This is a genomic window from Paenibacillus sp. 1781tsa1, assembly GCF_024159265.1.
Classification (GTDB): Bacteria; Bacillota; Bacilli; order Paenibacillales; family Paenibacillaceae; genus Paenibacillus.
This window is the reverse complement of the sequence record NZ_JAMYWY010000001.1, coordinates 341716-354372: the sequence shown is the minus strand read 5'-3', so window position 1 is coordinate 354372 and position 12657 is coordinate 341716. Positions and strand designations below refer to the sequence as shown.

At 45.0% G+C, this 12657-nt stretch carries 13 protein-coding genes and 1 rRNA gene; 3 read left to right on the top strand and 11 right to left on the bottom strand.

Annotation, left to right across the window (positions count from 1 at the left end; genetic code table 11):
* Window positions 1–30: 30 nt before the first annotated feature.
* The 5 genes from NKT06_RS01665 to NKT06_RS01645 all read right to left on the bottom strand — a co-directional run bounded on the left by NKT06_RS01665 (window position 31) and on the right by NKT06_RS01645 (window position 6022).
* Window positions 31–1582 (bottom strand): 16S ribosomal RNA (locus tag NKT06_RS01665).
* A 611-nt stretch (window positions 1583–2193) separates the two neighbouring features.
* Window positions 2194–3168 (bottom strand): arginase, encoded by a 975-nt coding sequence (gene rocF, locus NKT06_RS01660; RefSeq protein WP_253429256.1) that lies wholly within the window; start codon window positions 3166–3168, stop codon window positions 2194–2196.
* Entirely contained in the window at window positions 3158–4378 is a 1221-nt protein-coding gene (locus NKT06_RS01655) for an ornithine--oxo-acid transaminase (protein WP_253429254.1), read from the bottom strand. Before NKT06_RS01655 ends, rocF begins: the two co-directional genes overlap by 11 nt.
* Window positions 4379–4520: 142 nt before the next feature.
* Window positions 4521–5177 carry an amino acid ABC transporter permease gene (locus NKT06_RS01650; protein ID WP_253429252.1) on the bottom strand — a complete coding sequence of 219 codons (657 nt, stop codon included), beginning with the start codon at window positions 5175–5177 and terminating at the stop codon, window positions 4521–4523.
* 23 nt (window positions 5178–5200) lie between these two features.
* On the bottom strand, window positions 5201–6022 hold the full coding sequence (locus tag NKT06_RS01645) for a transporter substrate-binding domain-containing protein (RefSeq protein ID WP_253429250.1): 822 nt from the start codon (window positions 6020–6022) through the stop codon (window positions 5201–5203).
* A 326-nt stretch (window positions 6023–6348) separates the two neighbouring features.
* Between NKT06_RS01645 and NKT06_RS01640 the strand changes: the two genes are divergently transcribed.
* Window positions 6349–6993 (top strand): GntR family transcriptional regulator, encoded by a 645-nt coding sequence (locus tag NKT06_RS01640; RefSeq protein WP_036671927.1) that lies wholly within the window; start codon window positions 6349–6351, stop codon window positions 6991–6993.
* Between the two features lie 60 nt (window positions 6994–7053).
* On the opposite strand, the gene NKT06_RS01635 is transcribed toward NKT06_RS01640, so the two are convergent.
* Window positions 7054–7788: a class I SAM-dependent methyltransferase gene (locus NKT06_RS01635; RefSeq protein WP_253429248.1), complete on the bottom strand. Its 735-nt coding sequence runs from the start codon at window positions 7786–7788 to the stop codon at window positions 7054–7056.
* Between the two features lie 164 nt (window positions 7789–7952).
* Between NKT06_RS01635 and NKT06_RS01630 the strand changes: the two genes are divergently transcribed.
* On the top strand, window positions 7953–8300 hold the full coding sequence (locus NKT06_RS01630; RefSeq protein ID WP_253429246.1) for a hypothetical protein: 348 nt from the start codon (window positions 7953–7955) through the stop codon (window positions 8298–8300).
* 242 nt (window positions 8301–8542) lie between these two features.
* Here the strand turns inward: NKT06_RS01630 and NKT06_RS01625 are convergent, their stop codons facing one another.
* The 4 genes from NKT06_RS01625 to NKT06_RS01610 form a co-directional block, all read right to left on the bottom strand.
* Complete coding sequence (locus NKT06_RS01625) at window positions 8543–8770, bottom strand: cold-shock protein (protein ID WP_017691121.1); 228 nt, start codon at window positions 8768–8770, stop codon at window positions 8543–8545.
* Between the two features lie 188 nt (window positions 8771–8958).
* Window positions 8959–9159, bottom strand: a complete 201-nt coding sequence (locus NKT06_RS01620; protein ID WP_024633772.1) for a cold-shock protein — start codon at window positions 9157–9159, stop codon at window positions 8959–8961.
* A 395-nt stretch (window positions 9160–9554) separates the two neighbouring features.
* Window positions 9555–9791, bottom strand: a complete 237-nt coding sequence (locus NKT06_RS01615; RefSeq protein WP_253429245.1) for a DUF6953 family protein — start codon at window positions 9789–9791, stop codon at window positions 9555–9557.
* A 141-nt stretch (window positions 9792–9932) separates the two neighbouring features.
* Entirely contained in the window at window positions 9933–10721 is a 789-nt protein-coding gene (locus NKT06_RS01610) for a CPBP family intramembrane glutamic endopeptidase (protein WP_253429243.1), read from the bottom strand.
* 304 nt (window positions 10722–11025) lie between these two features.
* Between NKT06_RS01610 and NKT06_RS01605 the strand changes: the two genes are divergently transcribed.
* A complete protein-coding gene (locus NKT06_RS01605; RefSeq protein WP_253429241.1) occupies window positions 11026–11697 on the top strand; it encodes a phosphatase PAP2 family protein in 672 nt (223 codons plus the stop codon).
* 134 nt (window positions 11698–11831) lie between these two features.
* Here the strand turns inward: NKT06_RS01605 and NKT06_RS01600 are convergent, their stop codons facing one another.
* Window positions 11832–12611: a helix-turn-helix transcriptional regulator gene (locus NKT06_RS01600; RefSeq protein ID WP_253429239.1), complete on the bottom strand. Its 780-nt coding sequence runs from the start codon at window positions 12609–12611 to the stop codon at window positions 11832–11834.
* Window positions 12612–12657 lie beyond the last annotated feature (46 nt).

Below are 12657 nucleotides of genomic sequence, written 5' to 3'. Positions count from 1 at the left end.
GTTTCCGTTACAGGAAACGATTCTCCATAGAAAGGAGGTGATCCAGCCGCACCTTCCGATACGGCTACCTTGTTACGACTTCACCCCAATCATCTATCCCACCTTCGGCGGCTGGCTCCTTGCGGTTACCCCACCGACTTCGGGTGTTATAAACTCTCGTGGTGTGACGGGCGGTGTGTACAAGACCCGGGAACGTATTCACCGCGGCATGCTGATCCGCGATTACTAGCAATTCCGACTTCATGCAGGCGAGTTGCAGCCTGCAATCCGAACTGAGACCGGCTTTTTAGGATTCGTTCCACCTCGCGGCTTCACAGCCCGTTGTACCGGCCATTGTAGTACGTGTGTAGCCCAGGTCATAAGGGGCATGATGATTTGACGTCATCCCCACCTTCCTCCGGTTTGTCACCGGCAGTCACCTTAGAGTGCCCATCCGAAATGCTGGCAACTAAGATCAAGGGTTGCGCTCGTTGCGGGACTTAACCCAACATCTCACGACACGAGCTGACGACAACCATGCACCACCTGTCTCCTCTGTCCCGAAGGAAAGATACATCTCTGCATCGATCAGAGGGATGTCAAGACCTGGTAAGGTTCTTCGCGTTGCTTCGAATTAAACCACATACTCCACTGCTTGTGCGGGTCCCCGTCAATTCCTTTGAGTTTCAGTCTTGCGACCGTACTCCCCAGGCGGAGTGCTTAATGTGTTAACTTCGGCACCAAGGGTATCGAAACCCCTAACACCTAGCACTCATCGTTTACGGCGTGGACTACCAGGGTATCTAATCCTGTTTGCTCCCCACGCTTTCGCGCCTCAGCGTCAGTTACAGCCCAGAGAGTCGCCTTCGCCACTGGTGTTCCTCCACATATCTACGCATTTCACCGCTACACGTGGAATTCCACTCTCCTCTTCTGCACTCAAGTCACCCAGTTTCCAGTGCGATCCGGGGTTGAGCCCCGGGATTAAACACCAGACTTAAATGACCGCCTGCGCGCGCTTTACGCCCAATAATTCCGGACAACGCTTGCCCCCTACGTATTACCGCGGCTGCTGGCACGTAGTTAGCCGGGGCTTTCTTCTCAGGTACCGTCACCTTGAGAGCAGTTACTCTCCCAAGCGTTCTTCCCTGGCAACAGAGCTTTACGATCCGAAAACCTTCATCACTCACGCGGCATTGCTCCGTCAGGCTTTCGCCCATTGCGGAAGATTCCCTACTGCTGCCTCCCGTAGGAGTCTGGGCCGTGTCTCAGTCCCAGTGTGGCCGATCACCCTCTCAGGTCGGCTACGCATCGTCGCCTTGGTGAGCCGTTACCCCACCAACTAGCTAATGCGCCGCAGGCCCATCCCCAAGTGACAGATTGCTCCGTCTTTCCAGTTTCCTTCAGGCGAAGAAAACAATTATTCGGTATTAGCTACCGTTTCCGGTAGTTGTCCCAAACTTGAGGGCAGGTTGCCTACGTGTTACTCACCCGTCCGCCGCTAACCATCAGAGAAGCAAGCTTCTCTTCAAGTCCGCTCGACTTGCATGTATTAGGCATGCCGCCAGCGTTCGTCCTGAGCCAGGATCAAACTCTCCAATAAAGTATTGAAAAGAGCGATAAGCTCATTTTGAATCTGACGAGATTAAAAATCTCATTTGTGCTCCAGTCGATCCAAGCCAAGGCTTGTTTCAAACTTTTGCGTTCATTCTGCAAGCAGAATGTTTACTCACTCGTTGTTCAGTTTTCAAAGATCAAACTTGTTTCGCTACCGAATGTCGTTCTCTTCAGCAACTCTTATATAATATCATGTCCGAACCAACTTTGCAAGCTCTTTTTTTAAGTTTCTTTCGAAGCTTATTTCATTCGCTTGCCGCACCGTGTAAACTGTGTTTTCTTGGCCGGAATTAGAATATACCATGTGCAGTTTTACATTGCAAGTCTTTTTTGAAAATGATAATTTTCCGTATCATCGGCACAATATGTATTCTGATGCTCCTGTACTATAGAAATGACACTCAGCATCCTCTTTAGGCTGCTTCTAATATACTAATCAATTAACATAACCAGGGAAGCCACTTTCACTGCGATTGTAGTGAACAATTGATTGTGACCAGCCCTGGTTTTTTGAGATCTCAGCTTTCTTTCCTTCTATATAAATAAGAAATTCATATCTTAGGCACTGCTTATACACCCCGCATCACTTCTCAGTACCTATAATATGCGCTTACCAAGCAGAGAAGCGATCAGTTCCACACCAAGTCGTGCCGTATGTCTATTATGATCAAACAACGGATTCACCTCAACCAGTTCCATGGACGTAACTTGATTGGTGGAAGCAAGTATCTCCAGTGCGTAATGTGCCTCTCGGTAATTCAAACCACCCGGCACTGGGGTGCCTACACCCGGAGCTTCCCGCGGATCCAGACAATCCATGTCAAAGCTGACATGAATACCATCTGTCCCTTTCCCCGCTGTAGCTATTGCTTGTTCAATAACTTGTTGTATTCCCATACGGTCAATATCATGCATCGTAAATGCCCGAATTCCCAGTCCCTTAATCTGCTCTTTCTCATACTCATCCAGATCACGCAGTCCAATATAAACCAAGTTGGACGGATCAATAAACGAGCCTGCTCCAGCAATGTGCGACAGATTGTATGCAGTATGCCCCAAGGAAGCAGCCACACTCATCCCATGCATATTACCGGACAAGCTACGTTCTTCCGTATTCAAGTCTGCATGCGCATCAAACCAGATCACACCCAAATTGGAATAGTGCGCTGTTAACCCGGCCAAAGTACCAATCGCTACACTATGATCTCCTCCCAGTACAAGTGGAAAGACCCCCTCTTCTACCGCAGTCGATACTTCATGACACACCTTCTCACTGACCTGGCGCACCTCATTTAAGTGTTTTACACGATTTCGCTCAATAGGGGCAGCAGGTTCAGAAGGACAATCAACCCTCACTTCTTTGGAAAGCACTAGCCCAAGACTCGCGATCTCCCGCTTCAGTCCAGCTGTAATCAATTCATCCGGCCCCAACTCCGCACCACCTCTTGCTCCCCCGAGTCCAAAAGGAACTTTAATGATGGTCACATTGCGCCGTGCAGTTATTTGATCCATATTAACCGTATTAATAGAAGTATCTTTTATGCCACCATGGACATCATCATCATTTTTCATGTAGGTCAGCTCCTTCATTATTGATCAGAACCTGCTCAATTCTCTCCATTGCCCATTCAATCTCGGACTCTTTAATCGTCAGCGGTGGAGCAAATCGAATGGTGGTTTCATGGGTTTCTTTACACAGTAATCCCGCAGACATCAATCGCTCACAATAAGGACGCGCTGATTCATGCAGTTCAACACCAATAAATAAACCCTTTCCCCGAATGTCCCGGATAGCCGAACTGCGAATATCACGAAGCTTTTTCATAAAATAGTTCCCCAGACGCTCCGATCGCTCCGCAAGCTTCTCATCTTCAAGAACGTTCAGTGCCGCTATAGCCACGGCGCAGGCGAGTGGGTTCCCCCCAAACGTTGAGCCATGAGAGCCCGGTTCAAACAAATCCAGTATCTCCGCATCAGCAGCGATAGCCGAGATTGGCATGACTCCTCCCCCCAGCGCTTTGCCCATAATCCAGATGTCTGGTTCAACCCCTTCCCAGTCGGAAGCAAAACGTCGCCCCGTTCTTCCAAATCCGGTCTGGATCTCATCAGCTACGGTCAACACCTTCTGGCTCTTACACAGAGCAAAGGCTTCAGCCAAATATCCATCAGGCGGGATAACAATTCCAGCTTCCCCCTGAATAGGCTCTACAAGAAAACCAGCCGTATTTGGCGTAATGGCTTTTTTCAGCGCTTCAATATCTCCATAGGGAATAATCCGGAATCCAGGTGTGAACGGTCCAAAATCTTTTTTATACTCCGCTGAAGAAGAAAATGAGGTAACCGTCAGGGTTCTTCCATGAAAGTTACCAGAGCATACGATAATTTCGGCTTGATTCTCCGTTACACCTTTACAACGATAAGCCCATCTACGTACCGCCTTTACCGCAGTCTCCACCGCTTCAGCTCCTGTATTCATGGCGAGAATCTTGGATTTCCCTGTGAATTGTGAGAGTTTCTGATAAAAAAGAGAAGCAGAACTGCTATGGAATGCCCGTGATGTCAGCGTAACCTGATCTGCCTGATCCTTGAGCGCCTGTATGATTACAGGATGTCTGTGACCATGATTCAATGCAGAGTATGCACTTAACATATCCATATAACGACGGCCTTCAGGGTCTTCCACCCATACCCCTTCCGCCTGTTCAATCACAATAGGGAGCGGATGATAATTAGGTGCAGCGTAACGCTCCGACCAATCCATTAACATTTTGGAATCTGACATACACACCCAACACCTTTCCAAAATATTGTATACAAAATACAATATCAATGTATGCGATACCACAGCCATTTACGACTACATCCCGCGATTTCCACAGTAGCCTACTCCCAACCTTTCTTCGAACCGAATCCTTTATCAATAGTTATCGAGAAGTAGACAGTCTACGTTCCAACCAAGAGAGCAAGTTGGCCAGTGTAAATGTGATTATAAAGTAGAGGCCAGCGGCAACAAGCAGCGGAGCAAGAGGCTGGAACGTAACACCTTGAATCGTTCTGGCCGTGTATATAATTTCGGCTATGCCGATCATGGAAACAAGCGAAGAATCTTTAATGATAATAATGAATTCATTACCGATAGCTGGAAGCATGTTACGAAAGGCCTGTGGAAGTATAATATAGCGAAGTGTCATACCATGCGTCATGCCAAGTGAGCGCGAAGCCTCTGTCTGCCCTTTATCAATCGCTTGAATCCCGGCCCTGAACACCTCAGCCATATAAGCCGAGCTATTCATCGTCAGAGCTACCACCCCCGACATAAATGCCGGCAAGTTCACACCTACAACCGTCAGACCATAATGAATAATAAGAATCTGTACCAGCATTGGCGTTCCTCGAATGAGCTCAATATACGCCGAAGCGACCAATTTAATTGGCCATATTCGGGATATACGCATTAATGCCATGATCACACCAAGGAATGTACCAAACAATACGCCGAAGAAGGAAAGTTCAAGCGTGACCCACGCACTTCGGGCATAATCCTGCCAATGTTCTAATAGAAAGGAAAAATCTAAATTCACGGCATACCCCTCACTCGTCCGGTTTATTCACCCAGCATCTCATTCGCTTCAACAACGAAACGTTCAATATCTCCATTCGTTTTGAGCTTTTCCAATGTAGTGTTGATCTGATCCAACAGCTCCTGATTACCTTTCTTCACTGCGATGGCCGAACCACCCTCATCTTCAGCTTGTTCAATCTCCACACCCGCAACAACAAGCCCCTTCTGGTTCTTCACATACTGCTCAGCCACCGGCTTCTCCAAAATGAGCGCATCTACGCGCCCCGTCTGCAACTCCAGGATCAGTTCAGGTATTTTAGCCAGAGAAGTGAGCTTCGCCCCTTCTATTTCCTGAGCAATCCCTTCCTGAATGGAACTCTTCTGTACGCCAACCTGCTTATCCGATAGATCATCCACTGACTCTAATGCCGCATCTTCCCCTTCTCTAACAAGTACAGCCTGCTCTGCATAATAGTAGATATCCGTAAAATCAACATTCTTCTTTCGTTCTTCGGTAGGGGTTAAGCCCGATATTACAAAATCAACCTTATCTGTACCCAGGGCCATAAGAAGACCATCAAAGTCCATGTCCTCAATCTTCAGCTCGGCCCCCAGATCAGCCGCAATTGCTTTGGCGATCTCGATGTCAAAACCTACGATAGTATCTTTACCATCAATTTTCTTATGAAACTCATAGGGTGCATAGTCCGCACTGGTCCCAAGTACAATTACTTTCTTTTCCGCAGAACTACTTCCAGAAGACGATGTAGCATCTGATCCGTTCCCTGTCGTTTTTTCCTGACCACATGCGGACATGATTACAACCACTAACAGCAGAATCATTGGCAACAAAACTTTTCTCACACAGCATACCCCTATTCTTTTTTGGACTTAGTAGCATAAAGATAAATTTGTATACAATATACATAAGACAATATATGGACTTATATGTAAGTAATACTAACAAACATTCTGAGTTATCACAATCATTTTTTAAACAATTATACGCTTATATTCCATAAAATGTGCTTTATATAACACAACACTCACATCGACTTAAGCAGGAAGTTTACTTGCCCAACTTCCCCCTCGGTGTTAAGATGATAAAAACTTGAAACTCCTGAACGGCGCACGCAGTACCGCCTCACACCCACCTAATTATTCACTATACATAGAAAGGAGGATTCGGTATGGAGGTACCCAAATACCGGTCCTTGAAAGATCACGTATACGATTACATTGCCCAGAAGATTCAGGACGGGACGCTACTTCCCAACCAGAAGATCAACGAGGCTGAAATATGCAAAAAACTGGACATCAGTCGCACGCCTACTCGGGAGGCCCTTTTCCAGCTGGCTTCAGACAATCTGCTGCAATACATCCCACGCAGGGGATTTATTGTCACTCCTTTTGATGCGGGCAAAAAATTGGAGTTCTCCCAAGCGATTGGTGTGCTGGAGGCACTTGCTGCTACTCTCGCAGCAGACCATCTCAGGCCATCTGAACTTTTGGAAATGGAAACTCTCGTTGTCCGAATGGACGAAGATATCAGCCAGCTTGATCTTGCTGCCTACAACAAGAACCAATATCAGTTCCATAACCTGTACATTCAGCGATGTGGTAACGCCACAGTAATTGAGATGTTAAACACATTGAAGAACAGCTTCATCCGGCAGTCGTATGTTAGTGATAATAAACCAAAGCTATCTGAGGTACTACTCGAAGTTAATGAAGAGCACCGACAAATTTTAAGTGCTTTTCGAGCCAAGGATAAGAACCAACTGGAAGCCCTGCTCAAACACCACTGGCGGATTATTGATAACGATATGCTTTAGTACGTTCTGCCCGAAACAAACCAAAGGCAACCCACAACTATTGTGCGAGTTGCCTTTTTCCTATTTTTCCTTTTTGATCTCCAACGGCGCCCTAGCCTGAAAAACAGCATACCCCAACTTTTTGCCGTATTTCGCGAGCAACCGATCATTGGTCTGACTCATTCGCTGCATACGTTCATCCTCAAACCAATTCATGTCGATCTCACGATGCGGATCATGATCAACGCCCCATTTTCCTATAGATCGTGAATGTTCTTTGACTTCTACCTTGGTGAAGCCACACTGTTTTAGGCGTTTTCTCCATGCCGTCGCCGTTACCAGGGTTCGTATACCGTAGAATTGTTTTAGTCTGCGATACATCAATTCGGTCTTCTGGCCGGATAAAACCATCTCCCGATCCACCAAAAGTCCACCGGGCTTCAACACTCTTCTATACTCATTAAGTGCACTCCGCCATGGTGTGAAGATCGTAACCGACTCCACGAACACCATATCAAAATCATTTTCCGGAAAAGGCAACGATGCTACATCAGCCTGAACAAATCGGACATCCACCCCTTCTCGTCTTGCTCGCCGAACTGCCTTATCCAACATATTGCGATGAAGATCAATGGCTGTTACTTGATATCCACTTTTAGCCAGGTAACAGGCCGTCCTCCCGGTGCCACATCCTATCTCAAGGATACGACTACCCGCAGGCAGAGATAAGCTATCCAATAACTTCAGTGTTGCCAAAAACCCTCCGGGGTGGGCACTTCCCTCCCCTAAACGAGCCAGCATGTCATGATAATCCACGCGACATCCCCTCCTCACTCCTCCCAGTGTATGGAACAGATTCAAAAACGGCTCCTCCCTATTCGATTTTCCGGGTACTCGTCCATACCAAATCCTCTTCTCTTTACTATGATATACAAACCGTTGAATTCAAGCGGCAACCGCATCTAATGAGGAGGATATGCATGTACAGAATTAATCCGGTATGTGAAGAAACGGTTTCTCCGCACGTTGGACGTTCCGTTTGTCTTGTTATGAAAGACGGTAAGCATATGTATGGTACACTTAGTCAATGTCGTGATGGGAAAGTTTATTTGAACGGATGTTTCGAGGGGCCAAGGCTGTGTTCAGTCAAATCCAAACAGCAGCTGGTAAAAAGCAGCAAGAAAAACGCTGTTGCATCAAAGAAAGTTAAATCTTCGGCCTACGGTCCATATGGATATGGAGGATACGGTGGAGGTTACGGCTACGGAGCAGGAATCGATCTGGCTCTGGTAGCAACATTATTTCTGCTGCCATTCCTGTTCATCTAAACTCAAGCTGGACGTGGTACAATTGTAGTCACAACAAAGACCCTTTTTGCGTATAGCGAAAAGGGTCTTTATCTTTTCATACGATTCCCATCAATTAAAGTATACTTTCTGTAAAAAAAGATACAAAAAAAGGCATTCGCTAAAACGAATGCCGGGAACTTCATATTTAATACCCTTACCTTCGCACAGGGTGTCTGTTTGATCTTAAAAAAAAACACCTCGTTAGAGGCGGGTAAGCTATGTTAAATCCGATTTCCTTTAGGCATCGTTTTCAGATTACTATTCGAATTCTCAAGCAATGGTAGCATCCTAGTCGTGCTGACCATCTCAGAAGCACATATCGGACAAGTAGGTACGTTATCAAACGCAAAATTGTCCCGCATCCATCCTTTGCACGTATCACTCGTACATTCCCAGATTGCCGCATCAGCTTGTGGAATCTCTTCCAACGGTTTTTTGCGATTATACATGACTTCTACCCCCTTTGTTATGGAAAAACATCTAACCGACGTTATTTCACAGAAGCCTACACTTAGCGGAAGTTTTACGTACCACCGAACTTCTGTCTCGACAACTATTGGGTCGACTTTTATATAACTAATCAAAAAAAAGAAGCTGCCTTTACCATTATAACATGTTAAAGGCAGCTATGCTTTAATTACAGTTTTACAACTTCTTCTGCTTGAGGACCACGGTTTCCTTGTACAATTTTAAATTGCACGCGTTGACCTTCGTCCAGCGTTTTGAAGCCTTCGCCTGTAATAGCGCTGAAGTGTACGAATACATCTTCTCCGCCTTCAACTTCGATGAAACCGAAGCCTTTATCAGCGTTGAACCATTTTACTGTTCCGTTTTGCATGTGAATTACACCTCCAAATAAAGATTAACATGTTCCTTTGTTCTTTGCAGCAAGCAAATAAAAATTCACACATTGAAAAAGGTACCAGTCATAAACCTATAAGTGATCGCCCTTTACAATATATGAATTAGGTTTTCCACTCTCTACAACTTGTTTTTATTATAACTCCAATTCAGCCAAAAAGCAAATCTTTGTATTTTCTTTTCAAACAGCTTTGGAAATACATGTTATTAACTCGCGTGGGGACAGGGTTTATCACGCTTATGTGCCTGGTCGCTTGTGTACGGTCTTATGAAAGGATATGCAGATCTAATCCATCTTATACATTTTTTATATAATATTCTGACATGCATATCCAACACAACCAATGAATCATCTCACTACAGTTTAACACATTATGTCCATGCCCACATAAATGCATCCCGATCCCAGGCGATCTGCCCACGATGAAGCTTACGGAAAGCTTTCTTCACTTCCTTGGACAATGATGTATTACCGTTCTCGTTCACAAAAATAAACTCTTCGCCAAAATGGTTCTTCACATATTCTATGGCAGCTTCCTGATGAAGTGTTCCTGTGAATTTAATCTCCTGTACCATCCATTCTGCTACGCCTTGTGCTGTCTTCTCCACTATATCACCTACTGTCTGAACCTAATGTACGGATAGGCAGACCGCGTATCATGAACATATCTGTCTTCCCGCCAGACTGAAGTATACCATGATCCCACTGCTGACGGGAAACTGTAAGATAACTACTTCCAAGCGACACCCTTAATGAACAACCGCATTGTCCTGCTCACTTGCATGGGAAGGAATAATCGAAGTGGTTCGATTGCTCCACACTAACCAGGTACAGTATACAATCAGTACTACCAGTATAAAAAGATCGTAGGGAAGTGTTCCTGTGTCCTCCATATCATTCCCGAGGAATTGAATCAGATTATGTATGAAATGAAACAAAATAAGCGGTACGATATTTCCGTTCTTCAGCATTAATAATGCCAGTGCCGCTCCCAGTAGCAGCGCATAGACCAATTGCATAATCGTATCCATCATATTTTGACCAGACAATGCATTTAGCAGATGTGTAATTGAAAACAAGATGCTGGAGGTCACGACTGCGGTCACTGCACTTTTTTGAAGCAATGTTTTGAAAATAAGTCCTCGATAGATCGTTTCCTCAACAAAAGCTACGAGCAAGGTAAAGTAGATGAAAAAGACTACCCGTGAAAAGCTTAGCTCCCCAAATCCTTTTAAGGCAAGTGTACCCAGTACAAGGAGTAGTGGAATATAATACTTTGCGTGGCCAGCTGGGATACTTCGCAAGGATCGAAATCCGGTCTCTCTCCACTTGCGCCTGAACGTCAGATAGATCATCAGAACAATTGCGATGGGTGTAAAGGAAATAAGTACAGGGGAAGTGTAGTCCAATTGTTTTATCGTCGCTATGGCTCCTGCCGCAAATACGGCTAACAAGAGAAGTAGCTCAATAATCACGACGGTGAGCACAGGTTTGCGCTCAGAAAAGGAATGTTTTGGCTTGGGTTGCGGATTAACCATACATTTGCCTACCTCATTTCGTTTACTTTTTTCGTTGTCATATGAATTTATATGCCAATATAGTTGTATCACATCCCCAGTACAATGAATATCCCTATTATGGATAAAACTATAAAAGTAACAAAAAAGAGACTTATCCTGACTGCATTTCCCCTAAAATCAGGTATGGTTTATACCTTCATCTGTCCATTATAGTATTACAATAGTTTAAAGCTGCAGGGGTGCGGCGACTCTTCAACGTCATATATCTATAAGTATGAATTAACGATAATTTCACAATGCATAATGAAATCAGGGGGATACTATGAAAGCATTCTTTCAGCGCTGGGGGCATTTACTGGCTATTCTGTGCATACCGCTCCAAGGCTCCATTTACGTATTTCTAGGCAGCAACACGGGAAGTGATGTATTCTACAATTATGCTTGGATTGACACACAGATTCCTTTTGTCAAAGAATTTATTTATCCATACATTAGCTGGATGCCCATTCTGTATCTTGGATTTCTCTATCTGGGTCTGACAAACAAGTCGCTATTCTGGCGTACGTTGATTACCTATAATATTGGTGTGATGGCTGCCAATGTCTGTTTTGCGGTGTTCCCTACCCATGTCCCACGCCCGGAAATCGGCGGAACTGATCTGAGCAGCGTGTTAGTACAGTTTATCTATTCCAATGATGCGCCCTTCAATTGTTTCCCAAGTGTTCACGTTCTGACCAGCTACTTGCTGTTTATTGTGATTAACAGACACTTGAACTTTAAACCTTTGGCACGCATCTCTTGGTCAGTATGGCTGTGGTTGATTATTGCTTCGACTGTTTTTGTAAAACAGCATTCCTTGCTGGATATCGCCGGAGGCATTTTGTTTGCTGAGGCCGCATATTGGACTGTACATGTGTTTGCTCTTCGTTTGGGGCAGGCGCGAAAAAAAAGCAAGCAACCACTTACAGCATCTAATCCAAGCAGCCATGTATAACAGCATTTATATATGTAACAGGTGGGATGATGCTCCTGTTATATAGCAAAAGAGGGCCTAAGCCCTCTTTTTTTGTGCTCATTTAATTAAACCTACTTATTATAGAAGAACTTATTAGGGTTGGGCTATGCTTTTCATACTATAGGCGGGCGTTCATGGAGCAGATCGGATGGCGGACTTCCCGTTATACGCTTAAATATGCGGTAAAAATAAGACAAATCCCGGTAGCCGAGAAATTCGGCAATTTCCTGGATGGAGAGTTGTGACTCCGTGAGCAGATATATGGCTCGTTTCATCCGTTGATCATGGACATACTGACTGATGGTCTGATTCGTCATGCTTTTGAATAATGCAGCAGCATAATTGGGAGTCTTATTGATCTCGTCCCCCAGTTCTTCCTTCGTTACTTTCTCCCGATAATGCCGCTCAATATATCGCTTCATCCGTTCAACATGATTATGCCTCTCCGGCGGAATGACTCCCCGATCTAACTCCCTGTTCATATAAATCAACACTTCCATCAATAAGGCTTGGCTCATCATGACATAATAAGACGGACGCTCCTGCCATTGTTGATAAATAGCGCTCATGCGTTGATGGATCAGTTCGTAACATCCAGGTTTATGGCGCAAAGCTTCATACCGTTCGAGCGCAGGCAGAGTTTCTGTATGATTTCGTTGCAATTGAATTACAATCTGTGTGTGCGTTACTGTTGGAATACTCTTGCCGTAATATGGGACACCACCTGGAATGAGGAGCAATTCCCCCTTTTCCATGATCTGTTTATCACCGTTCACCCAATATACACATTTTCCATAAGTAACCAAGCTAAGCCGCCAAGTTTGTTGAGATTGCACAGCTTCTTCGTACCAACCAACACCGTTAATATGTCGTACTTCAAGTGGAGTGAACATAACACACCTCATTATCGGACTATACTCTAATCATTGTACTATAGTT